Origin of the sequence: Photobacterium obscurum (genome assembly GCF_026191635.1) — a bacterium.
Taxonomy (GTDB): Bacteria; Pseudomonadota; Gammaproteobacteria; order Enterobacterales; family Vibrionaceae; genus Photobacterium; species Photobacterium obscurum.
The window spans coordinates 26,503-51,865 of sequence record NZ_JAKRRW010000007.1 but is presented as its reverse complement, the minus strand read 5'-3'; the positions used below and the strand labels follow the sequence as shown (position 1 = coordinate 51,865).

At 45.2% G+C, this 25,363-nt stretch carries 19 protein-coding genes; 11 read left to right on the top strand and 8 right to left on the bottom strand.

What is annotated here, in order from left to right; all coding sequences use genetic code 11:
- Positions 1 to 20: 20 nt before the first annotated feature.
- Entirely contained in the window at positions 21 to 1,220 is a 1,200-nt protein-coding gene (locus tag MD588_RS10875) for a thiolase family protein (RefSeq protein WP_265697245.1), read from the bottom strand.
- Between the two features lie 292 nt (positions 1,221 to 1,512).
- On the opposite strand from MD588_RS10875, the gene MD588_RS10870 reads away from it, so the two are divergent.
- The 6 genes from MD588_RS10870 (at position 1,513) to MD588_RS10845 (ending at position 8,769) form a co-directional block, all read left to right on the top strand.
- Positions 1,513 to 1,890, top strand: a complete 378-nt coding sequence (locus MD588_RS10870) for a MerR family transcriptional regulator (RefSeq protein ID WP_265697244.1) — start codon at positions 1,513 to 1,515, stop codon at positions 1,888 to 1,890.
- A 46-nt stretch (positions 1,891 to 1,936) separates the two neighbouring features.
- The gene (locus MD588_RS10865) at positions 1,937 to 3,106 is read left to right on the top strand and encodes an isovaleryl-CoA dehydrogenase (RefSeq protein WP_265697243.1); all 1,170 of its coding nucleotides are present in this window, start codon (positions 1,937 to 1,939) and stop codon (positions 3,104 to 3,106) included.
- 8 nt (positions 3,107 to 3,114) lie between these two features.
- On the top strand, positions 3,115 to 4,719 hold the full coding sequence (locus tag MD588_RS10860; RefSeq protein ID WP_265697242.1) for a carboxyl transferase domain-containing protein: 1,605 nt from the start codon (positions 3,115 to 3,117) through the stop codon (positions 4,717 to 4,719).
- A 70-nt stretch (positions 4,720 to 4,789) separates the two neighbouring features.
- Positions 4,790 to 5,659 carry an enoyl-CoA hydratase-related protein gene (locus MD588_RS10855; protein WP_265697241.1) on the top strand — a complete coding sequence of 290 codons (870 nt, stop codon included), beginning with the start codon at positions 4,790 to 4,792 and terminating at the stop codon, positions 5,657 to 5,659.
- Positions 5,652 to 7,886, top strand: a complete 2,235-nt coding sequence (locus MD588_RS10850) for an acetyl/propionyl/methylcrotonyl-CoA carboxylase subunit alpha (RefSeq protein ID WP_265697240.1) — start codon at positions 5,652 to 5,654, stop codon at positions 7,884 to 7,886. The genes MD588_RS10855 and MD588_RS10850 overlap by 8 nt, the downstream gene beginning before the upstream one ends.
- Positions 7,855 to 8,769 (top strand): hydroxymethylglutaryl-CoA lyase, encoded by a 915-nt coding sequence (locus tag MD588_RS10845; protein WP_265697239.1) that lies wholly within the window; start codon positions 7,855 to 7,857, stop codon positions 8,767 to 8,769. The genes MD588_RS10850 and MD588_RS10845 overlap by 32 nt, the downstream gene beginning before the upstream one ends.
- A gap of 134 nt (positions 8,770 to 8,903) precedes the next feature.
- Here MD588_RS10845 and MD588_RS10840 read toward each other — a convergent pair whose 3' ends face one another.
- Positions 8,904 to 9,182: a hypothetical protein gene (locus MD588_RS10840; protein ID WP_265697237.1), complete on the bottom strand. Its 279-nt coding sequence runs from the start codon at positions 9,180 to 9,182 to the stop codon at positions 8,904 to 8,906.
- A 328-nt stretch (positions 9,183 to 9,510) separates the two neighbouring features.
- Between MD588_RS10840 and MD588_RS10835 the strand changes: the two genes are divergently transcribed.
- A complete protein-coding gene (locus tag MD588_RS10835) occupies positions 9,511 to 10,635 on the top strand; it encodes a hypothetical protein (protein WP_265697236.1) in 1,125 nt (374 codons plus the stop codon).
- Between the two features lie 56 nt (positions 10,636 to 10,691).
- On the opposite strand, the gene MD588_RS10830 is transcribed toward MD588_RS10835, so the two are convergent.
- On the bottom strand, positions 10,692 to 11,918 hold the full coding sequence (locus tag MD588_RS10830) for an autotransporter outer membrane beta-barrel domain-containing protein (RefSeq protein WP_265697235.1): 1,227 nt from the start codon (positions 11,916 to 11,918) through the stop codon (positions 10,692 to 10,694).
- A gap of 352 nt (positions 11,919 to 12,270) precedes the next feature.
- On the opposite strand from MD588_RS10830, the gene MD588_RS10825 reads away from it, so the two are divergent.
- Entirely contained in the window at positions 12,271 to 13,584 is a 1,314-nt protein-coding gene (locus MD588_RS10825; RefSeq protein ID WP_265697233.1) for a winged helix-turn-helix domain-containing protein, read from the top strand.
- A gap of 222 nt (positions 13,585 to 13,806) precedes the next feature.
- Here the strand turns inward: MD588_RS10825 and ppiC are convergent, their stop codons facing one another.
- Both ppiC and MD588_RS10815 read right to left on the bottom strand, forming a co-directional pair.
- A complete protein-coding gene (gene ppiC, locus MD588_RS10820; protein ID WP_265697232.1) occupies positions 13,807 to 14,088 on the bottom strand; it encodes a peptidylprolyl isomerase PpiC in 282 nt (93 codons plus the stop codon).
- Between the two features lie 164 nt (positions 14,089 to 14,252).
- The gene (locus MD588_RS10815) at positions 14,253 to 14,939 is read right to left on the bottom strand and encodes a VC0807 family protein (RefSeq protein WP_265697231.1); all 687 of its coding nucleotides are present in this window, start codon (positions 14,937 to 14,939) and stop codon (positions 14,253 to 14,255) included.
- Positions 14,940 to 15,251: 312 nt separating this feature from the next.
- Between MD588_RS10815 and MD588_RS10810 the strand changes: the two genes are divergently transcribed.
- Positions 15,252 to 16,796, top strand: coding sequence for a glutamate synthase-related protein (locus MD588_RS10810; RefSeq protein ID WP_265697230.1), 1,545 nt, complete (start codon positions 15,252 to 15,254; stop codon positions 16,794 to 16,796).
- Positions 16,797 to 16,868: 72 nt separating this feature from the next.
- Positions 16,869 to 17,408, top strand: coding sequence for a hydrolase (locus tag MD588_RS10805; RefSeq protein WP_265697229.1), 540 nt, complete (start codon positions 16,869 to 16,871; stop codon positions 17,406 to 17,408).
- Between the two features lie 67 nt (positions 17,409 to 17,475).
- Here MD588_RS10805 and MD588_RS10800 read toward each other — a convergent pair whose 3' ends face one another.
- Positions 17,476 to 18,237, bottom strand: coding sequence for a DmsC/YnfH family molybdoenzyme membrane anchor subunit (locus MD588_RS10800; RefSeq protein ID WP_265697228.1), 762 nt, complete (start codon positions 18,235 to 18,237; stop codon positions 17,476 to 17,478).
- Between the two features lie 373 nt (positions 18,238 to 18,610).
- On the opposite strand from MD588_RS10800, the gene nagA reads away from it, so the two are divergent.
- Positions 18,611 to 19,735: an N-acetylglucosamine-6-phosphate deacetylase gene (gene nagA, locus MD588_RS10795; RefSeq protein ID WP_265697227.1), complete on the top strand. Its 1,125-nt coding sequence runs from the start codon at positions 18,611 to 18,613 to the stop codon at positions 19,733 to 19,735.
- A gap of 241 nt (positions 19,736 to 19,976) precedes the next feature.
- Here nagA and MD588_RS10790 read toward each other — a convergent pair whose 3' ends face one another.
- A complete protein-coding gene (locus tag MD588_RS10790) occupies positions 19,977 to 20,360 on the bottom strand; it encodes an NADH:ubiquinone oxidoreductase (RefSeq protein WP_265697226.1) in 384 nt (127 codons plus the stop codon).
- A 497-nt stretch (positions 20,361 to 20,857) separates the two neighbouring features.
- Positions 20,858 to 25,012: a formate dehydrogenase subunit alpha gene (fdhF, locus tag MD588_RS10785; RefSeq protein WP_265697225.1), complete on the bottom strand. Its 4,155-nt coding sequence runs from the start codon at positions 25,010 to 25,012 to the stop codon at positions 20,858 to 20,860.
- Positions 25,013 to 25,363: the final 351 nt, after the last annotated feature.

The following is a 25,363-nucleotide window of genomic DNA, read 5'->3' as shown; positions in this document are numbered from 1 at the left end:
CGTGACTCACTCGGTGTTCTTTATGGTATTTCAACGGCTATAGCTGTTGCTTCGCCACCGCCAATACACAAAGCCGCGATCCCTTTCAGGGGGCGATGCTCGGCAAGAAGCTGTTGTTGACGCTTTAAGGCATGGATTAATGTAACCAGAATCCTTGCCCCACTCGCCCCAATCGGGTGGCCCAACGCACAAGCTCCCCCATGAATATTGACCCTTGCCGAGTCCAGTTCGAGTTCTTTAACTGCGATCTGGCTTACGACCGCAAATGCCTCATTTATTTCCCACAACGCAACATCATCGACAGACCAATTCAGCGTTGTCATTAACTGGCGGATCGCATGAACAGGAGCAATCGTAAATTCAGCAGGAAGGCGGGCATGTGTTGAATGCCCTTTAATTGTGGCTAGTGGCTTATAGCCTCGCCGTTGAGCCAATTCGGCATCCATCAGTAACAAGGCTGCGGCTCCATCCGAAATTGAGCTCGAGTTTGCGGCAGTAACGGTTCCTTCTTTGGCAAAAGCCGGTTTTAATGACGCCATTTTTTCAATATTGATTTCACTCGGGTGTTCATCCCAGTCAATACTAATGTCACCGTGCTTACTTTCTTGCTTTACCGGAAAAATCTCATCATCAAAAATATGCAGTTGTTGAGCTTCAACAGCACGTTTCACCGACATTACCGCCCAACCATCCATCTGTTCACGGGAATATCCGTATTTATCTGCGATTTGCTGGGCATAAACACCCATAAGGTGACCATCATAGGCATCCTGCAGCCCATCAAGAAACATATGGTCATAGGTTGTACAATGACCTAGCCGCATTCCGCCTCTGGCTTCTTTTTGTAAGTATGGCGCATTTGTCATGCTTTCCATCCCGCCGGCAACGACGGTTTGAGCACTGCCGGCACATATTAAATCATTAGCCAGCATCACGGACTTCATCCCGGAACCACAGACTTTGTTGACCGTAGTACAAGGAACAGATTGAGGGAGCCCGGCGCCAAGTGCAGCCTGTCTTGCTGGTGCCTGACCACAACCAGCCGATAAAACACACCCCATAAACACTTCATCAACCAACTCGGGGGCAACCCCTGATCGCTCCAATACGCCTTGGATGGCAAACTGCCCGAGCTTAGGTGCCGATAGCGAGGTGAGCTCCCCCTGAAAACTGCCCATCGCAGTTCGATTAGCAGCAATAACCCAAACGTTTTTTTCCATTACTACGCCCTCTCTGACGACAGCAATAACCAAAAAAATTGACACCTTCGTGCACTTAACATCTTCAGCTCAATTTCTTGACGTTTACGTAAGCATAGCACTAACATTTACGTAAACGTTAAGAAACAAAACGAATGCCTGTGTGATTCATTAAGGGGATAATTTCTGCTTTCTTCTAGCGTGTTTTTAGCACTTCAACACCATAGAACGGGGAGACAAAGTCCTTATCAGCCGTAACTTGTCATCGGAGGGGAGCAACACTGTGAGCCCCTAATCTGGAGGACATCGCAAGGTGGAGACTTTCAAGATCAGCGAACTGGCAAAAGAGTTCGATATCACAACCCGAAGCATTCGGTTTTACGAAGATGTAGGCCTAATTCATCCATCTAGGAATGGCAACACTCGAGTCTACAATCACCGTGACAAAATCAGGCTCAAGCTCATTTTACGAGGTAAACGACTGGGGTTCTCACTGGCTGAAATTCGAGAGCTATTCGAGCTCTATGATACGAATCAGAGTCACACACAACTCAAGCAAATGTTGAGAATCATTGACGATAAACAAGCAATTCTACAACGCCAGTTAAATGACATTAATGTTGTTATGGATGAATTACAGGTTGCCAAAAAGCGGTGCCAACAAGCACTGGATGATTCTGGTTCGTACTAATTCTGGTACACGCAATACATCACAACAGGTTCAACCCGGAGATGTTATGAGAGATCTGTTCACTCCCCTCAATTTCGGCTTAGGCGAAACCCTAGACATGCTGCGCGAGCAGGTTAATCACTTTGCCATTGAAAGTATCGCACCACTTGCCGCCCAAGCCGATCATGACAACCAGTTTCCTAACCAACTTTGGCCGCTAATGGGGGAAATGGGTCTACTTGGCGTTACCGTCAGCGAGGAATACGGCGGTGCCGGTATGGGGTATCTTGCCCACGTAATCGCAATGGAAGAGATAAGCCGGGCTTCAGCCTCTGTTGGCCTTAGCTATGGCGCCCACTCCAATCTCTGTGTTAACCAAATCTACCGCAATGGAACTGCCAGACAAAAGGAAAAATACTTGCCTGACCTCATATCCGGGCGCCATGTCGGGGCGCTGGCCATGAGCGAGGCCAATGCAGGCTCCGATGTTGTCAGCATGCAACTCAAAGCAACAATTCAGGGTGACAAATACATTCTCAACGGCAGCAAAATGTGGATCACCAATGGACCGGATGCCCACACCTTTGTCATTTATGCCAAAACAGAACCAGATGCAGGCTCCCATGGTATTTCCGCTTTCATCGTAGAACGTGATTTTCCCGGCTTCAGACATGCGCAGAAACTCGACAAGCTAGGAATGCGCGGTTCAAACACCTGTGAATTAGTTTTTGAACACTGTGAGGTTCCCGCAGAAAACCTGTTAGGCGAAGTAAACAAAGGTGTTAACGTGCTGATGAGTGGATTGGACTATGAGCGCGTCATTTTAGCCGCAGGCCCGCTGGGCATTATGCGGGCATGTATGGATCTTGCTCTCCCCTATATTCACGACCGTAAACAGTTTGGGCGCTCTATTGGAGAGTTCCAGCTCGTTCAAGCCAAAGTTGCCGACATGTATACCCGCACTAATGCCGCACGGGCTTATGTCTATGCTGTCGCGGCAGCCTGTGATCGTGATGAGGCAACCAGAAAAGACGCAGCAGGCGTCATACTCTATAGCGCGGAGCTCGCAACCCAACTCGCCCTCGATACAATCCAACTGCTTGGTGGCAACGGTTATATCAATGAATTCCCAGCCGGACGCTTACTTCGCGATGCCAAACTCTATGAGATCGGAGCCGGTACATCAGAAATCCGCCGGATGCTGATCGGGCGTGAATTATATACAGAATCCAAATAGGGACAACAATGGCGATTATTCATACCCAGGTTCAGCCCAATGAAGCACAGTTCAAAATTAACCAGCAAAGCATGGCTGAACTAGTCGACGAACTGCACACTCGGGTTGACCACATTCTGCAAGGTGGCGGTGATGGTGCGATAAGTCGACAAAAAGAAAAGGGGAAACTGCCAGTCAGAACAAGAATTGATACCGTGCTAGACAGTGATAGTCCGTTTCTTGAAGTGGGCCAGTTTGCCGCTTGGCAAGTTTATGATGATGACATCCCCTGTGCTGGTGTGGTTGCCGGAATCGGCCGAGTTGAAGGTATTGACTGCATGATTATTGCCAACGATCCTTCCATCAAAGGTGGCACATATTTTCCACTTACGGTAAAAAAACACCTCAGAGCCCAAGAAATAGCAGAGCGCTGCCACCTACCTTGTATCTACCTCGTAGATTCTGGTGGAGCCAACCTTCCCCACCAAGCCGAAGTCTTTCCCGATCGCGACCATTTTGGCCGGATTTTCTTCAATCAAGCGAGGATGTCCGCCAAGGGGATTCCGCAAATCGCTGTCGTACTCGGGTTATGTACCGCTGGCGGTGCCTATGTCCCAGCTATGGCCGATATTTCAATCATCGTAAAAAACCAGGGCACGATATTTCTGGCCGGTCCGCCGTTGGTCAAGGCTGCGACTGGAGAAGTTGTCTCGGCCGAAGACCTTGGTGGCGCGGAAGTACACTGTAAAACATCCGGTGTCGCCGACTATTTCGCCCAAAATGAGCAACATGCCCTTGTATTGACCCGACAGGCTATAGCCAGTTGCAATCTTCAGGCTATTCAAGAGCCAGAAGCTCCCGTATCTCCCCCACGCTACCCAACCGATGAGCTATATGGAATTGTCGGCACCGACTTGAGGAAGCCCATCGATATCAAAGAAGTTATCGCGCGAGTGGTTGATGATTCTGAATTTGATGAGTTCAAAGCCTTATATGGCGACACATTAATCTGTGGCTTCGCTAAGCTGTTCGGGCACCCCATCGGTATCGTCGCCAACAATGGCATACTATTTTCGGAGTCCGCCCAGAAAGGAGCGCACTTCATCGAGCTTTGCAGCAAAAGAAAAATCCCCCTGCTATTTCTGCAAAATATTACGGGTTTTATGGTTGGTAAGAAGTACGAGTCAGAAGGAATCGCCAAACACGGAGCCAAAATGGTGATGGCTGTCGCTTGTGCCGATGTCCCGAAATTTACGGTGATTGTCGGTGGCTCATACGGAGCGGGTAACTACGGTATGTGTGGCCGCGCCTATAGCCCAACCATGATGTGGATGTGGCCCAATGCCAGGATATCTGTAATGGGAGGCGAACAGGCTGCTGGCGTAATGGCTCAGGTCACCCGAGATATTAAAGAGCGCAAGGGCGTCACCTGGAGCGATGAAGAAGAACAAGCTTTCAAGCAACCCATCCGAGATTTATATGAAACGCAGGGCTCCCCTTACTTTGCCAGTGCAAGGCTATGGGATGACGGGATTATAGATCCGCAGCAGACCCGAGAAGTCGTAGGTATAGCATTGAAAGCCTCGTTAAGATCACCGATACCAGACAGTCAGTTTGGCATTTTCCGTATGTGACATGCAAAACCCGTAGAGGTTTCCGAAAATTTTCAAACAGTCACAATACTGGCTATCCAAGGAGAGAACCATGCGTCCAACCGAATCACAGTGTAGCGGGCTACGCAATCAGAATACGGACACCGAAAATCTACATACCAGTCCCGAGGATGATGTTCTGTGTACGGTAACCAAGTCAGGTATTGCCACATTGGCGCTAAACCGGATCAATAAACACAATGCCTTTGACGCCAATGTCATCCAGACACTGAACAGATACCTCCTCCAGCTAAAACAACGTGCTGATATTCGTGTTTTAATCCTCACAGCTAATGGCAAACACTTTTCAGCGGGGGCAGATCTTAACTGGATGAAATCAATGGCTGAGAAGTCTGTTGATGAAAACCACGAAGATGCCACACGGCTCGCCAACCTACTGTCTGAACTCGACAACTTTCCAACTCCGACAATTGCCCATATTCACGGAAGCGCTTTCGGCGGTGCCCTTGGGTTAATTTGCTGCTGTGACATTGCTATTGCCACTGCTGAAGCGCAATTCTGCCTGAGCGAAGTCCGACTCGGCTTGATACCTGCGACAATCGGCCCTTATGTCTGCCGAACGATTGGACAACGTCAAGCCCGGCGATACATGCTAACAGCCGAACGTTTTGACTCTAGCACTGCGCAGCAACTGGGCATCATTCATGAAGTTCGGATCCGATATGAAGAAACCCAGCAACTTCTCACTCATTTTATTTCGCAGCTTCTAAGTAATAGCCCCCAAGCATTAACTCAGGCCAAGGCTCTATGCCAACTATGCGATAACCATAAGATTGACACAGAATTAAAAGACACAACCAGTTCGCTGATCGCAGAGATACGCGTTTCACCTCATGGGCAGGAAGGACTGAAAGCCTTTTTTGACAAGCGCCCGCCAGCATGGAGTGCCAAGCATGAGTAAACCAACCGACAAGGCTGTCGTACCTATTAGTAATGACACCCTAGCGGAGGCAAATCCTGCTCCCCATCTTCCCCAAAAAATATCCCGCCTGCTGATAGCAAATCGGGGAGAAATAGCCTGCCGAGTAATAGATACCGCTAAGAAAATGGGAATCCAAACCATAGCCGTCTATTCAGAGGCCGACAGAGAGGCAAAGCATGTCGCAATGGCTGACCACGCCACCTTAATTGGCCCCGCCCCGGCACGAGATTCTTACCTCAATATCCCACGGATTATTGACGCGGCACTGAAGCTTGAAGCCGATGCCATTCACCCCGGCTATGGTTTTTTATCGGAAAACGCCCTGTTTTCCGAGGCCTGCCTTGAAAATAACATTATTTTCCTGGGGCCTTCGGCAGACTCCATGCGCGCAATGAGTTCCAAATCCGAAGCTAAAACGATCATGGAACGAGCGGAAGTTCCCTTAGTTCCAGGGTATCACGGGGGGGATAACTCTCTCGAAAAATTGCTCTCTGAAGCCAGCCAAATAGGCTACCCGGTATTACTCAAAGCTGCTCTCGGTGGCGGTGGTAAAGGCATGCGGATTGTCAGTTCCGCGCAGGAAATGCCGCAAGCCATTGCCAGTGCAAAACGTGAAGCCAGCGCCGCATTTGGTAATGACTTACTGCTAATCGAAAAATATATTACTAGCCCGAGACATATCGAAGTTCAGATATTTGCGGATCGCCTAGGCCATACCATCTACCTATCCGATCGAGACTGTTCAATTCAACGTCGACACCAGAAAATCATCGAAGAAGCCCCAGCGCCGAACCTGTCAGACGATTTGCGACAAGCGATGGGGCAAGCCGCAGTCAATGCAGCTAAGGCCATTGGGTATATCGGCGCAGGTACTGTCGAGTTCCTACTCGATCACAGCGGACAGTTTTACTTTATGGAGATGAATACGCGCCTGCAAGTAGAACATCCAGTTACAGAGTTAATCACCGGTCAAGACTTAGTCGAATGGCAAATTAATATCGCCGAAGGCTACCCACTGCCCTTTCGTCAACAAGAGATCAACCATCAAGGGCATGCCATTGAAGTCAGGATCTATGCTGAAGACCCCAAGCACGATTTTCTACCTGCTTCAGGGCCCATTCACTTTCTTAACGAACCCAATTGCGACATTGACAATACACAAGTTAAGGTACGGACTGATTCAGGCATTCAACAAGGTGACATTGTCACGCCATTCTATGATCCGATGCTCTCTAAACTCATTGTTTGGGGGAAAAGCCGGAACCAGGCTGTCGCTCAACTCACTCAGTCGCTTGCAGATTACCTGTTAATTGGTCCAGAAACTAACATCGGCTACCTACAGCAAATCATCAGTCATCCCGATTTTAAATCTGCTGCTCTGGATACCCATTTCATTGAAAGAAACCAAGAACAGCTAGAAAAAGACTCCTCGCCCGTCATGCACCTTCAATTGAAGGCCAGCGAGAAAGATACAATTGCTATTCCTAGGCTCGCTCTGTTTGCAGCCCTTTCGGCTTTACACTCCCCAGCACCTTTGAGAAGTTGGCGTTTGAATCAACCGGCCTATCAAAATATTCAAGTCATGCTGTTGGAAAATGGACAATTACAGGGAGGTCGTTATCACTTTAGGTTTCAGTCATCAAAATCAGTGAGTTCAGAGTCAGAAACTCAATTATCCGGCTTCAGACAATTTTCACTCAACCAAGTGGAAATCGATAACCTCGTTTTCAACATCAAGCCCCTCGACTTTCGACTCGTTACAGAGCCTCTAGGCGACAATCCTAAAGAATCTGCCTACCACTGTCAGGTTGAAAGCGAGGCGATACGAGAGAGTTTCACAATGATCGATTGCCATGGAGAAGCCCATATTTTTTTCCAACGGTGGCACCATTCTTTTTACATAGGCAATCAACATCATCTTCAGCACATCAACCATGACAGTGAAAACCGCGCAATTGCACCACTCAATGGCATTGTCACCGCTTTATTTTGCCAGCCCGGGGAACATGTATCTAAAGGTCAGTCGTTGCTAATGATTGAGGCAATGAAAATGGAATACACCGTCAAGGCTCCTGTGGATGGAACAATCTCAGAGGTGCTTTTTTCACTTGGTGACCAGGTAGAGCATGGAGAGCAGCTTATCCGTTTTGATGGGAACCTTGGAGGCCAAGATAATGAGTATCCCCAAGCAAGTCACGATTGTTGAAGTGGGTGCCAGAGATGGCCTACAAAATGAGCCAAAGGTCAGTACAACAAGTAAAGTTCGCTTTATCGATGAATTATCACTAACTGGACTAAAGTGTATCGAAGCTGGTGCATTTGTATCACCTCAGTGGGTACCTCAAATGGCTGATTCAAAATCAGTTATGCAGCAGATTCATCGATTACCAGGTGTTACCTACTCAGCATTAACCCCCAATGTAAAAGGCTTTGAGCTTGCTCTTGAAGCAGGAGCCGATCAAATTGCCATTTTTGGGTCGTGCTCGGAAGGTTTTAGTCAACACAATATCAACTGCTCTATTGCCGAGAGCCTCAATCGCTTTGAGCCCTTAATGGTGCTTGCACAAAAACACCATATTCCTGTGCGGGGCTATCTGTCGTGTGTTGTCGATTGTCCCTATGATGGCCCTACCGCCCCACAATCAGTTGCAATGGTTGCTAAAAAACTGATAGAGCTTGGCTGCTATGAAGTCTCACTCGGCGATACGATAGGTACCGGTACCCCGCAACGAATTGCATCTATGGTTGACGAAGTAAGAAAACAGATACCGCTCCATCAAATAGCAGTACACTTCCACGATACTTGGGGGCAAGCGTTAGCCAATATCTACCAAGCCCTAACCATGGGAGTAAATGTTATTGACAGTAGCACAGCAGGTTTAGGGGGATGCCCCTATGCCTATGGTGCCAGCGGTAATGTAGCCACAGAAGATGTTCTCTACCTCTGTCATGGGTTGGGAATTGAAACCGGAGTTAATTTAGAAAAAGTCGCTGAAGCCGGCTGGAATATGTGTCAACAATTAGGTAAAAGCCCTATGTCAAAAACGTCCTTGGCACTGAAAGCTCAACGGCTGCGACCTAAATCCTAAACATCAAGCAACTATCCCCAAGCGGAAAAAAAGGCGACAGTTACTTCGATCATAATAACCATCGCCAAAGAGCCACAAAATGTCATGCATAAACTGACACACACTGAAGAAATATTTCAGTATGTCCTACCGCCCTACTGTTCAGACCTCAGGAAGCGTTGCTCAGCTTCCAGCTCATTGGCTGCACGCCAAATTTTCAGCTCCCTTGACTGATGTCTGTCAAAATTATTAGATATGCCTTCAACACTGAGCCGATCCATCGGGCCAATATATTGTTCAGCATGTCCGGCGAATAAAGTTCTGAACTCCTCAATTGTCGGTAAGCGATTATTGTCTTCCTCAAAGTCCTCAAAAATATTATTGATAGTCAATGAGATATCTCGCTTAATTCCATCAAAGTCTGAACTATCCATCGTACCTTTACTCCATAAGTAACTCTGTACGTTCATGTACAGATTTGCCAACCAAATTAAGTGTAGTCGAAGATTGAATAAACAATAAAATCCTAATTATAATTATGTAAACAAACTACAATACTCTGTAAGACTATGTTTCAAAACAAAGTATTTAACCCCCACCTAATTGAAAGCAAAAAAATCCGCTAAAAAAGTTGTTATTTTAGAAAAGAATCTCACTTTTAATCGATATGTTGCATATTGCACTCATAGTGAGAAAGGTCGGCTATAATAAAACTATTATGTTATCAGCGTTTTATTAGAAGAAATGAGGAGTTAGGCAGTGATGGATAATTTACATTGCCGCTATCATAATGTGAAATGTCACTTTGTCGACAATAGTAAAACTCTGTTTAACCGTTCGATCTTTATACTTGCCTTATTTACTCCTTATCAACTCTTTGCCAGCGATACAGAGATCCCCCCCATATCCCCCCAAGCGACTGTATTGGATGATTTCACTAGTACTGAAGAAACCGAAGACAGCGAAGAAAATAGAGTACAAACATGGATTGATGATACTCAGCTTTCAATTGCAGATAGTATTCATGAATATGGCACATCATTCGACCATTTTATTGGTAAAAATGACGACGAAGCCCCTATAAAAAACCGTAGCTACCTGCGGATCCGATTCAAGAACCGTTATTCACATCGAGAGTACTTTGAGTCTGATGCCAGCGTCTACCTTAAACTGGACCTACCGCATACCAGAAAAAATTGGAAACTGATTATTGAAAGTGATCCCGATGATTTTGATCGCCTAGAAGACAAAGAGCGCGGTATTAGCGATAACAGTAACAGCAGCCTTTCCGGTGCCGTAGGTGGCGTGCGCCTTCAGGACAGAAAACTGGGAGAATGGAAAACCGGGTTTGATATAGGGTTAAAATTAAAGCTACCGCTTGACCCTTTTACTCGCGCCGATCTCCACCGAGTGGATCAACTTAGCTATAACTGGACAAGTCGAGTTAAACAAGAAGTTTTTTATTATCATTCAAAAGGACCAGGTAGTTTAACTTCACTTGACCTATATTATGCACTGCGAGAAAACCCAGCCACAATCCTTAAGATAAGCACAAGCGCTCAATATTTAGATACTGATAACGACTGGGAGTTTGTCTATCAAACAGAAATATTTGACCGTGTTGATGAAAACAACCTCTTTCAGTACTCTCTAGGGGTTAGTGCCGATTCAGCACCTCACTACTCCATTACCAATTCATGGGCCTCAGTATCCTGGAAACATCGACTATATAAGCAATGGTTATATTTAACCGTGACGCCTGAGCTTGATTTTCAAGATGAGTTTGATTATAAAATCAACCCAGGCGTCATGGTAGAATTTGAGTTATTTTTCAGCTCGGAAGGAGGTATAGATAGATTAAAAAGGAAAATACCTACACCTTCTTAAATGTCGAACTTTGGATACCCCTTAGTCACGCATATTCTCAGCCCGAAGCATACTTATTAATCAAGTGAAACACTCAGCCCAACTGTAAATGTATAAGCGGACAAATCATCAAGCCCAAATAAAGTACTTGCTTCGGCATAACCATTCCAGTCTTGATTAAACGCACCTGATATCCCCAAGTGCATACGTCCATAAATTGAGTCGTCAGTGTCAACAATAATCGGAAGTACACTACCGGAATTATCAGCTTTGAGTTGGCTAATTATTCGCTCTGAGCCACTGTCAATATCATAATGCACATATCCCCTAACATAAGGTTGAAATATGCCGATGCTTGAACGCAATGGGTGTGAAAGACTAACACCAGCAATTACCATTGTTGACTCAAGGTTATTGATATTATCAACTTTGGAAATGAGGTAATTGGAATTACCTTTTGATGGCTTTTCTGCATATCTCTCGGTATCTGAAAGTGTATATTGAACACTGCTTTCAAATGCAATATTCAGGTAGTTATAATTGACAACATAACCACCACCTAATGAAAATACCCAGATATCAGAATCGGCCTCACTGGAATTATTTATAACACTATCACTATAATGGGTAATTCGGCGCTCTATGTCTGTATCCATCAATGCATAACTGGCTGTAAAATCGACATACCAATCATCCTGGAAATAACTGAAATAGCCCGATGCGACAAGCCCGTCAATTTCACTCTTGGTATTGTCATCATCGGTCTCACCGAATGGCAGTCCAAGTGCCAACCCGAATAAATAATGATCATTCAATAAGTAATCACCTCCCAAGGTGACTGAATACCCTTCATTATTATCGATACTTCGTTCATTTATAAATGAAACATTTTCATTAATGACGTTGATAGGCTCAAATCGAACATATGCACCAAGACGAGAATAATTCTGCTCTCCTAAACCACCATTCTGAAAAAGTGTCAGTTCAGAAAATTGATTTCCGTATGAGGAAGGTAACGCATTTTGCTTTGCGGCATAACGTAAGTCATTTGCCCGTGCAGCCATATCATTACTATTGTGACCACGATAAACCGATACTCCTAATTCATCTTTGCTGAGTTTATCACCTCGGATATCACTAGCAATCCACAAATCAGAAATTGCAGCATACACCTCTTCAGATACTCTGCTAACCATTGAACCAGAACCATCAGGACTCGCAGCATATGCTGATTGATAACATAAAGTTAAACTAATCATCATGATAGGTGCCCCCCTGATGATCAGCCTTGTTGAAATATCCATACATTCCCCCAAAAGCATACAGCCCATCACGATGAATAATTAGAATAATGAATGGCAATGAGCGACTTAGTTCAGTATAGAAAGTGATGCAATATCTCAGTGTCGCAAAAATAATCATATTGACTAATTTTTAAGGCGAAAATTATTGTGCACACCAGTGCGCAACAAGCACGATTACCTTTAGCTGAACTTAAGTAAAATTCTAAACAGATTTTTAAAGTCAGAAGCTAGATTCAAAATATACTCTGTGGCATTATTTGCTTGTAATATCTTAGGTTATTAAAATCAATGAGATATTTTATTTTCCTCAGAAAACCTTATAGCTGACGATACCTTCTTTGAGCCATGAAGCATGCCAAATAGTCAAGTTCCCCCCCAGAAAGTAAAACTAGGCAAAGCAATTTACTTTGACTGCTCAACCAAGCAGCTATTTTCCAAACAACATACAATTGCGCTAAATCGAGCAGAACGTGAAGTTCTGTATAGCCTAGTCTCAAATGCTCCACGTATGGTATCTAAGGCTGATTTGCTGCAAGCCGGCTGGGCACGAAAAGAGGTGGCTGCAACTTCGTTGTTTCAAACGATAAGAAACCTACGAATTAAGCTCAAAGAAGAAGAAAAGGGTCAGATAATCGAATTAATCCCCAAGTTGGGCTACAAGATTATCACTACCCCTTATGAGGAGCCTATACCTCAAAGTAACGTTGAAGAACATACAAAGCGTGAGAGGTTTAAAAGGCCCAAACTAGCGTACTCAATAGTTACCACTTTAGTATTGTGTGGGCTCATTATTCTTTCTGGGGTTTACTATCATTCTCATAACGAAAAATTCTATCATCAAGTAGTCACCGACGATGACAACAATACGATTGTATTGCTTTCAAACCAAGAGGAAGATCTGGCTTTCTTACTCAATCACAACAACCAATACATCGTCCCAAAGAAAATTAACAATAAACTGTTTTTTCTTGCAAAATCTAACGAATACTACTCCATTGCTTTTTGCGAAAAAACTGTCCAAAACTATTGTGACCCCGCAACAGCCCGCGCCGTTACCTTCAAACATTTTGATCTAAATTCATTCTGGCCGCTATTGACCGAAGAGTCACTTTCGATCGGTGCCATGTCGGTATATAAAGACGATATAAAAATAAAAGCCTCTGCAAAATCATACAATTTATATCTCGAGGATGGGAAGATCTCTCCCAACCTCTCTCAGTATTTCATCCACAAAATTAAGCCTTACACCTGGTCTTTTACGGGTGTGAGCTACCGAATGAATAACAACACTAAAGAATTTGTTGCGACCTCTTTCAAGGGAGGAAAATTTACCCTGAGAAAAACCACTATTGAACCCTTCATCGCAGCAACAAGAACAAACCCGGAGTACTTTTACTGGATAAACAGTAAGGAAGAGTTGCAACAAATGGGGATTGCTCTGCCAAGCAAGATTGAAAGTTATGTAAACAGTCTTTTCAAGCAGACTGTTGGATATGACACTTACATGCTTTTCCGCCAACCAGAACTGTATCTCTGGTACTCTGATAGAACTGGTTTTTACTGGTTAAATAAGCAAGGTCTTGAAGCGTCGAATTTTTCAGAGTTTAACCAATTTGCCAAATGTAGAAACTTCCTTCGCCTAAACCAAACTCCTGAATGCGACTAGCCCATAATTTACGACTCCGGTGAACCTTCGCCGGAGTAATCCGCTGTCCGATATCAAACGTAAGAAACATTCGTCATAGAGAATATGATTGTAACTAACTAAATCAGAAGAGCTGCCATCACGTTTGATAGATATAGATAGCAAAAGAGAGCCCATCGGAGCTCTCTTTTCTAGTGTACTAAGTTCGATAATAAGCCTTATTACCGGTTAATTACACATAACTTAGGTACGGTAAAGCACCTTGATAATGTGGTAGCCGAATTTTGTCTTAACAGGGCCAATTGGCTCAAGTACTTTACTGGTAAATACTGCCTTATCGAATGCAGGTACCATTGCCCCCTTGCGAAACTCCCCCAAATCACCACCTCGTTTACCCGAAGGGCAAGTTGAATATTTCTTTGCAAGAGTCTGGAATTTAGCGCCTTTTTTCAATTGCTTTAGAATGTCATCTGCTTGTTCTTTATGCTTCACCAGAATGTGAAGCGCTGCTGCTGTTGAAGCCATGATAGCAAACCTAATGTAACTATTAATAAAACGCTGAAAGTGTGCGATAAATCACTTTAACTAGCAAGTATTAATATCAAGCTGACGCAATAAGTACAGAGGACATAAAAATGCCAGCCGATGAATAGGCTGGCATTGATAAGATTTGTATCCAAGTAAGCGTATTACTGAGTCTTGAAGATCTGAGCTGTTTCAAGCTGAGTCATCTTACGAATCTGACGCCAAACGAAGTAAAAAATCCCCATCATCATAACCATAGAAGGAATGGCAATCATGGGATAGCTCATCAACGTCAGTTTACCCAGCTCTTCATTAAAGGCTTGAGAGCCCGACGGGCTGGTAACAATCACAGTCGCAAGTACATAGTTCATCACCGAGGAGAAAATAAATGTACTGGCAAAAAGGTAATTAGACTGAACCAAGCAGCGTTCAAAATCCTCTTGCTTGCCATTTTCCCCCAGTTTTTCCTTAATCAACGACAGGTTTAGAACCGCATCGTTAAACAGCATCTTGCTGACCACCGGGTACTTAGTAAATGTTGAAATAAACACGCCAAGGCCAATCAACCCTGGGATAAGTGCTTCTTTCACCGCCAGCCACTTAGTGTCCAGCTCTAACAGACCGATCCCTCCCGTTAGCAATACGCTAACGAAGCCAAGCAAAGAGATAAAATTAAATTTCCTATACTTGATAAGCTCGTATCCGCCATAAACAACAGGGAATGCTAAAGCGACAACTAACGCGCCTACTGACCCTAAATGCTCCTCACCACTCAATTTCATGAGAACAACAGATGGGACAATGACGTTGATAATCAAATCAGTAAATGGGTTCGCTTTTTTTTCTGCCATAATCTCTTTCAAACGTTACCTAAAAGTTAATGCCTTACCATTGTTCCGTGAATTGCCGTCGCTGTAAAGGCCGACATAGTTACAAACAGTAAAATGCCTCAACTAGGTCAATATTCCACATTGCACAATGACTACAATATTTTATCAATTCATCAATAGCCTACTAGCATATTAAGCCAACTAAATACCTGTATACAATAGAAACAACATGTGTTCGGCTGCAAATTCCTACAACCTCTCCCATACTCTATCAACAAGCCTATGAATAACCTCGTTAGTGTCATGCTAAAAAATTAAGCAAGGAGTCACGCAATGACCAAACCGCTTATCGCCAATAATAGACCAATAAAAGTTAATCTAGAGGAAAATAAGGAATATCACTTCTGTGTATGCGGACGCTCATCAAGTCAACCTTTCTGCGATGGTTCACACGTAAGCACTGGCCTTTCCCCTCTGGCTTTTAAAGTGGAAAAAGATAGCGAAGAGTATTTATGCGCTTGTAAACACACTGGAAATGCCCCCTTCTGCGACGGTACCCATAAAAAGTTTGCCAGTACAGACGTGGGGAAAGAAGGTCCCGGTGTTATAACATCAAGCGATTCAATGCCTGTTGCATCTCCAACCGAAGAAGAGCCTACCGTCGCTTTTATTCACCAGCTCGCACGTGAAGGCCTATCTCAGGTTGGTCACCATGGTCCAATGACAGCAATGGGCGTTCCGCGTTATCAATTACCCGACTGGGACGATATCCAGATAATGGTTGCTCAAATGGCAACCAAACCCCTGCTGGAAAATACCACAATAGGTAAAGAACTGCTGATCGGCCCCAAAGCCAAGCGCCCTCTGGTGCTAGATATTCCACTATTTGTTTCTGACATGAGCTACGGAGCACTCTCTGAAGAGGCTAAAACGGCGTTAGCCATGGGCGCAGAACTGGCTGGGACAGGCATTTGTTCAGGTGAAGGCGGTATGCTGGCTGAAGAACAGCAAGCCAATAGCCGCTACTTTTATGAGCTGGCCAGCGCCAAGTTCGGTTACCACGAAGCTTTGCTTAATAAAATACAAGCATTTCACTTTAAGGGAGGACAAGGTGCCAAAACCGGAACCGGCGGTCATTTACCGGCGATCAAGAATACCGGAAAAATCGCCAAGACTCGCTGCCTGAAAGAAGGAACCGATGCGATATCGCCACCAACCTTTACAGATTTAAAGACCGTGCGCGACTTTGCGGAATTCGCCGATAATGTTAGAGAGATCACCGGAGGTATTCCAATCGGCTTTAAACTCAGCGCTAACCATATCGAACGAGATATGGGGTTTGCTCTTGAGGCCGGTGCTGACTACATCATTTTAGATGGCCGAGGTGGTGGTACAGGAGCCGCACCTCAGATCTTTCGTGATCATATCAGCGTTCCAACAATCCCAGCCCTCGCTCGAGCACGATATTTTCTCGATAAGCAAGGTATGTCTGATAACGTAACATTAATCATTACCGGCGGTCTTCGTACTCCGGTTGATTTCGTTAAGGCTATGGCACTTGGTGCCGACGGTATCGCTATTGCCAATAGCGCGATGCAATCTATTGGCTGTGTAGCCGCTCGTATTTGCAACACTAATAACTGCCCTGCTGGCATTGCAACCCAAAACAAAGACCTTCGCCAAAAGCTCAACCCGGAAAAAGCGGCCAGACAGCTTGCAAATTTCTTAATGGCGTCAACAGAGCTAATGCAGGTCATGGCAAGGGCATGCGGCCACTCTCACCTCAACCAGTTCAATAAAGACGACCTTGCCACCTGGCACCACGAGATGGCGCGGTTAGCCGGCATCGAATATTCCGGGTTCAAACAACGAGACTAACATCTTATGGATTAAGGAAAATTCCTGATACTCTGTTCACCTGTTCTGGTCACATAATAATAGGAATTTAAGATGCTTGATGCCGCAAATACCGCGCTAGTTATTGTTGATGTTCAAGGTAAGCTTGCTCAAATCATGGACGAAAAAGATGCACTATTCAGTAATCTCGAAACCATAGTCAAAGGTGCCAAGATCTTGGATTTACCGATTGTGTGGGTTGAACAAATTCCTGAGAAGCTCGGCGCAACCATTCCGCAAATCTCAGATCATCTTCATGAGCACCAACCAATCGCCAAGAATAGCTTCAGCTGCTATAAGTCACCAGAGTTTGTTGCAGCGCTCGAGGCGACCGGATGCAAGAATGTTATCGTCGTGGGTATCGAAGCTCACATCTGTGTTTATCAAACAGTGCGTGAAATGTTAGATGGTGGCTATCATGTCGAGGTGATTAGTGATGCCGTTTCATCACGTAACCCGTTGAACAAACAAGTCGCGCTAAATAAACTGCAGCAAGCAGGGGCAGAGCTATCGTGCACAGAGATGGTTCTTTTTGAACTACAGGAAATCGCCGAAGGCGAACGTTTCAAGCAAATCCTGAACATCGTCAAATAACGTTATAGCAAATACAACAAAGCCGATGCAATGCATCGGCTTTGTTGTATTTGGCGAGTACTACTAATTAGTAGCCCACTCCAGCACAATATGAAGATATAAACATTATCCCCAACGCGAATGTCATCACATTCAAAGCTGGCTTACTTTTTGTGAGAATCGGCATCAACCATATCCCGACAGCCGCCAGCAGCAATCCCAGGCTGAGCACATGAGCCACAAAAGGCCCAATAATGTTATGAGCTTCAGCGCGAGCTGCAAGCTCACCAAGCTGGGGGACACCAGTAACAAAGCAGACAACCGCAATAGCTGCACCAAGTAAAGGCAGGTAACGGTTAACTTCTTCTACCTTATGCTCAGCCCTCACTAACGCAGCATGTGCAAACAGTGCACCACCACACAAGGTCGTCGCGACAAAATGAGTTGCTACCAGCCATTGATCGCTACGCTGCATTAAGCCGTGACCAAGATATAGCAAACCACTCAGCAAAACAGTGGACAACATTGCTTTACGCAAGTTATCGCTACCAACCAATGCTTTTTCCGCAAACCAATACAGTAATGCCAGTACAAAAAACACCGTTACCATCATAGCTTCGGTGCTGAAGCTATACACTGAATGAACCTGAGACATCATCAGATTAACTTCGCGTAAGGTCAGTGCGGCAAACAATAACAGCCAAAAGACAGGCATGACTTTATGCAGGCGATCACTTTGACCAAAACATAACTTACCACTGAATATCACCAAGCCCAGAATTAAAAATGCCCCTATTGCTAGCTGGGCAAACACACTGGATAAAATAAATGGCCAATCGAACCAAGCCATGATCTACCTCGTCGTTCTGACTTTTGGCTCATACCATGTTAGTCAGATATTATTCATAAAATCGAAAGGCGCGTATTGTGCCCTAACCAGAACCAATGCGCCAGAAATGTGCGCTCGAAAGGCCCCCATGCGTAACGCCGCTGTCATCAGCCCCTGAAGTGACCATACTCTCGAATCTCTTAGAGAAGGTATGCTGTAAGTAGAGCAATAATTGTGTAAAAAATGACGCTGAGTTGTTGACTCCAATCCCCACAATCCGTTATCTTAATTTTATTCGAAAAATAAGTAATTATAAGCGGCTTATTTTGGTTGGGAGTATGTGGCGATGACACAGGCTTCTAATATTATACAGAGCAATTGATCAGAGATGCCTATGTTTGCGATTACCAATATAGATGTGTTCGATGGCCAGCACATACTTAACAACCAAGCAATTTTCGTCGAAGGCGATACTATTCATTCAGTTGTACCAATGGCTGAAGCTTCCCTGCCAGAAAAAACCTTTAACGGCAATGGATTAACGGCCACTGCAGGCTTCATAGATATTCAATTAAATGGCTGTGGCGGGGTCTTGCTTAATACAGACATCCAGAAGAAAACCCTGGATATAATGAACCAAACAAACCTGCAGAACGGTACAACGCAATACCTACCTACCTTTATCACCAGCGGCAATGACTCGATGCGTAAGGTAATAGACATGGTCGGTGATATAGAGAACAAAGAGGCGGAAGGTATTCTCGGCCTGCACCTTGAAGGCCCTTTTATTAGTAAAGAAAAAAAAGGGGCTCATGATCCTATACACATTCGACACCTAGACGAAGTCACCGCCTACTACTTGGCAGATCATGCCGATAAAATCAGGGTAATCACCCTAGCCCCTGAAAATACCGCTCAGTCAGTCATCGATATTCTAACCCAAGCCGGAATTACCGTTTCTCTCGGCCACACCAATGCCAGTTATGATGAACTTAACGCAAAGCAAGGCATCACAATGGCTACTCACCTATACAACGCCATGACACCGCTGGGATCACGTGAACCAGGCACTGTTGGTTACGTCTTTGATAAAAAACCTCATGCCGGCATTATCGTCGATGGGATACACTCGTCTTATGCTTCAGTAAGGATTGCCCAACAACTATTGGGGGAGAAGCTATTTATGGTGACAGATGCCGTAACACCAGCAGGTACTGATTTAACCGAATATGATATGGCAGGCATTAAAGGCTATGTTACGGACGGAAAATGCCATTATGAAGACGGCACTATTGCTGGTGCGGCTATCACGATGATTGAAGGTGTTAGAAACCTGATTTACCACGTTGGTATCAGCCGTGAAGAAGCATTTAGAATGGCGAGCCTTTATCCGGCCAAAGCGCTTAATATTGATCATTGCTATGGAAAAATCGGAGCCGGCTATAAAGCTAACATTACTCTACTCACAAGCAATAACGAAGTTCATACTGTGTACCAAATGGGCGTAAAGCAAATATAAATATCTTTTAATTCAATTGGTTATAGTGCGGCAAATTAAAATGTCGCGTTATATTTCAAACAAAGTTGACTCTTTAATTTTGACTAAAACACCTACAGAAGCTTTATTTACAATACGTTAGGTGTTTGGCTTTTTTATAATGCCTTATCACTTACCCGGCTTATACCAATTTCATACATTGCCAAAAATATCAGAGACTAAAAAAGCGAGCCTTTAGCTCGCTTTTTTTTCAATGTTTCGATTAGGCTGTTTCTAACTCTAACTTCCTTGCTTTGTCTGCAACAGAAGCTCTAGCCATCTGAAATTCACGTAATTTTGAATAAAGGTAAGTAACAACAATAGAGAAGAACAAATATGATAAGGCAAAAGTTATTGGCGAATTGATCACATTTGCTTCAATACCCCACATAACACCGGTAATAGTGACAGCCATTTTAGCCATCATTCCCATCAACAGTAACAATAATGCCATCTGCGGGTAACGAGTCGAACACCGGAAAGCCAGCCAGTAACCTGTGCCAACAGCAACTGATGCAATACCAAACCCGGCCATAAATGAATGAAAATGTTCGCCAGAAAGCGCACCGCCTATAGTTGACAATAGAAAGATCAGACCGAACTTCATATACACTCCTTTAGCGCGAAAAAGAGAAAAACAAACTTTCAAAACGAATCATTGTTGACAGGTTCATTTTCCCATGTTTGGTATGATATTCATACTAACGCACTATGCACAAAACGCAGACAGACTCAGCAACCCTCATAATCTTACATTTCGAAACATGGCAAACCATTGAAAACACTAACAAAATAGCGAAAACACCACATAACCGAAACAAAGTGTATAAATTGTAAGAAATGTTTACAAAGTGAGTTTTATAAGAAAACCAGCTAAGAAAATAAGATAACCATGAAAAAAGGCAGGATTTATTGTCATGGACAGGCAGGTTTGATTTGTTAAATATGGAAATTAAGATTTGCTTATTGCTGATAACAGTCTAAAAACTCTTACTTGGTTTATACCTGTTTTTTAATACCAAACCATGATCATGCTCTCCCCCTTAGATACAAAAACACCCGGACTAAGCCGGGTGTCTTTATGTGAATGAAATGAATGCGCCGTTATGCTATAACTGCTTCTTCAACCTTCTCCACTTTCACGGCTGCCACCTTAAACTCCGGGATCTTGGCATGGGGATCCGTTGCTGTAATCGTCAAACGGTTTGCCGGTGACTCAGCAAAGTGGAAAGGAACAAACACGACCCCTGGTTGCATGCGCTTTGTCACAAACGCAGGCGTCTCGATGCTGCCCCTTCGGGTTGAAACTCTCAGCATCTCACCATTACCAATACCCAAGCGCTCAGCATCCATAACAGAAATCATCGCGCGCGGTCCGGCAAGGTTATCTAGTCCCTTCGTTTTACGTGTCATCGTACCGGTATGGAACTGCTCAAGCAGTCGACCCGTTGTCAGGATCAGCGGGTACTCTTCATCAGGCAATTCAGCCGCATAACGGAACGGTATTGCAACCATTTCACCTTTGCCTCGGATAAACTCCTGTTGGTGCATAATACGGGTACCAGCATGGTGTTCATCTTTACAAGGCCACTGGATACCGTCGCGACCGACACGATCCCAGTGAATACCAGCATACTGCGGCGTCAACTCACAGATCTCTTCTGTAATGTCCTGCACAGACTGATATGCCCAATCACTTCCCATCGCATTGGCAATGCTCTGGATGATCCACCAATCTTCTTTCGCTTCACCCGGAGGGTTTATCGCTGGAGAAATACGCTGAACGCGGCGCTCGGTATTCGTGAAGTGACCTGACTTCTCGGCAAAAGAGCACGATGGCAATACAACATCTGCATATTGCGCAGTTTCGGTTAGGAAAATATCCTGAACAACAAGGAAGTCGAGCTTTTCTAGCGCCTCGATAACATGGGCCTGATTAGGATCACTCAGAACCGGGTTCTCACCCATGACATACAATCCGCGTACCTCCTGATGGCAGGCAGCATCGATAATTTCCGTCAGGGTCAGTCCTGATTCAGCCGATAAATCCGGTTTATTCCATGCTTTGGCAAACTTGCTGTGTACCGCAGGGTTGTATACCTTCTGGTACCCTGGCAGATTATTAGGCAAGGCTCCCATATCACAGGCACCCTGTACATTCGACTGACCACGCAGCGGGTTAATACCGCCCCCTTCAATACCAATATTGCCACACAGCAATTGCAGGTTGGCAATCGAGCGTACGTTATCATGCCCTGTTGTATGCTGAGTAATACCCATCGAGTAGTACACTGCTGTACGCTCGGCGGTACCGATCATCTCAGCCATCTTAACAACGTCGCTAGCGCGAACACCGGTGATCAATTCAATTTTATCCGGCGCATACTCATCGCGCATCACCTCGGCTTTCAGCTCTTCGAAGCCTTCCACACGTTCAGCGATATAACGCTCATCATGCCAGCCATGCTTGATGATCTGCTGCATGATGCCGTTCATTAGCATCACATCCGTGCCCGGACGATGGGCAACATAAAGCTGAGCGTGATCAGCTATATCAATCCGCTTAGGATCAGCAACAATCAGTCGGGCCGTACCATTGCGAATCGCCTGCTTGATATGTGATGCAATAATTGGGTGGGCAGACGTGGTATCTGAACCAATAATAAACACCACATCAGAGTGTTTGATACTCGGGATATCATTGGTCATCGCACCGCTACCAAGAGAAGCTTCAAGGCCTGTCACTGTCGAGGCATGACACAGTCGTGCACAGTGATCGACATTATTGGTACCCAGTTCACGACGAATAAATTTCTGGAAGGCGTAGTTATCTTCGTTGGTGGTTTTCGCGGAGGAGAAACCAGCCAGTGCATTACCGCCAAACTGCGCCTTGATCCCGCCGAGTTTATCCGCAACCAGAGAAAGGGCTTCGTTCCAGCTTGCTGGCTGTAACTGGCCATTTTTGCGAATCAGCGGCGTATCCAAACGCTCGGCACTCTGAATGAAATCAAAGCCAAACCGCCCTTTCACACACAGCATACCTTGGTTCACCGGCGAGTCTTTGGCACCTTGAACATAACGGATTTTGTTGGTGAGCTCATCAACAAACATGGTGACCTTACAACCCACACCACAGTAGGTACAGATAGTATCAACCGGTTTCAGCATCTCGATGCGGCCTTGGGATTTATCCCGGCTATCAACCAGTGCCCCTGTCGGACATACCTGTACACAAGCGCCACACTGCACACAGTTTGAATCACCCATGCTAAAGCCTTTATCAAATCCCGGACGACACTCAGGTCGCTTGGCACTGCTGCCATCTGGGTTTTTCATAAAGCTTAGTGCGCCATGCACCGCTTGTTCATTACAGGCATCGACACACTGGCCACAGCTGATACAACGGTTGGCATCAAACACAATAAACTCAGAGCTATCATCGACACTGAATTTCTGACAGTGTTCAATATCGAGCTCTTTATTATCCACCTTATGCTCAGTAGCATAATCACGAAGCTTACAATCAGTATTAGCCTGACAGCCACACTCAAGACAACGCTCGGCTTCTCTAATCGCCTCTTCGTTCATGAAGCCGGTTTCGACCTCGGCAAAACTCAGCTCACGCTCTTCGGTACTCAGTTCAGGCATGATCGAACGCATGGCTTTCTTGATGCCGTCAAACTGCTTAGGATCAACCTGCTTAACCTTTGGTGCTTTCTGGGAGTTGAATTGTTTAACCGGAATGTTTTCCATGTCGCCGTTGAAGAAGCGGTCAATTGACTCAGCGGCAATTCGGCCATCTGCAACAGCTTCAATCGCCGTTGCCGGACCACGGCGGAAATCACCAATACTAAAGATATTCTCCAGCCCTGAGTGCATGGTGTCTGGATCAGATTCTTGCGTCAGCCAGCGTGTAACCGGCAATTCAATCTCATCGTTTTCAAGGAAGGCCAGATCAGGCTTCTGGGATACGGCAGCAATCACAGTATCAAAGGCTTCCGTGAAATACTCTCCCGTTGGCTCAGGACGTCGACGGCCGGAAGCATCAGGTTCACCGAGTGCCATTTTTTCCAGCTTAACCTCAGATACACGTCCATTTTCGTCGGCGATGTTTTCAACTGGGTTGGTCAAAAAGTGGAATTTCACGCCTTCGTGCTCGGCTTCGACGATTTCATAGTCTTCTGCTGGCATCTCATCGCGGGTACGGCGATAGATCAATGTGGTATCAGCGCCATCACGTACCGCTGTACGGGCACAGTCAATGGCCGTATTACCGCCACCAATCACGGCAACTTTATTGCCCGTGGTATATTGCTGCTCGGTCACATAATCTTTCAGGTAATCGACACCCAGGTAGCAACCATCAAGATCGCTCCCCTGGTAATTCATTTCTACCGCTTTAGATGCACCGACCGCTAAGCAAACCGCATCAAAGTCTTTGGTTAGTTCAGACAATAAAAAGTCTTTACCCAATACTTTGCCAGTTTCAATCTGCATGCCATTACGGCACATCAGTTCAATTTCTTTGTCTAAGATCGCTTTTGGCAGTCGGTACTCAGGAATACCGTAACGTAACCATCCACCAGCTTGTGGCATCGACTCATACACTGTGACGTTGTAACCTTCATTGGTAAGGTAGTAACCGCACGTCAATCCACCAGGCCCGCTGCCGATAATAGCCACAGACTTGCCTTTCGCTGGCTTCTGCTCAGGCACATACTGCTCTTGCGCAGCCAAATCGACATCGGCTGCATGACGTTTTAGCTGTCTGATAGCAAGTGGTTCGTCGACAATGCCACGACGGCATTCAGTCTCGCAGAACGCAGGACATACCCGGCCAATGGAAAGCGGCATTGGCAGCGTACGCTTAATCACCTCAACCGCTTTCTGATGATCATTCTGAGCGATGTGATACAGGTAGGACTGTATATCAACACCCGCAGGGCAAGCTGTCTGGCATGGTGCCTCACAGTCTGCATAGTGATCAGAAAGGATACGGTTGAGCTCGCTGCGGCGGGTTGCCGACAAAGCTTCGCTCTTGGTTGTGACATTCATACCTTCCTGAGGCTGAATCTCACATGCGCGTTGTGTACCCTGGCCGTCAATTTCGACCACGCACAACCCACAAGGTATCTTTTCGCCATCTTTGTTCAGCCCACATAATGATGGGATTTCAATTTGGCACTGCGTCGCGGCTTCTAGTAATGTCTGCTGCTCATCAACAGCCACCACTTGTCCGTCTATTGTGACATTTATCATAGATTGCCTCATTCTGTTGCTCGGCGCTGCATCTTGGCAATAAGTTATACGAGTCATCTGATTTATATTCAGAATGCAGGTATCAACTAACTTCTTGTTCTTAGGGGAAAACCATGTGCAACACTCAAGGATGATTGGGAGAGAATCATCATTTGTTATCGGTTTAACGTAACAGAATCAGTATAAAATTCCTTGATTTAGAGCACTCTAGAGAATTATTTTTCATACAAAATAAAGTTGTGATAACTCATACAAGAACGATTAATTCGACTTATATTTAAATATATTTATACAACTCCAGATGTATCCAGCTACCTCTTTGGTGGTGTTATTGAATTTGACGAATAATAA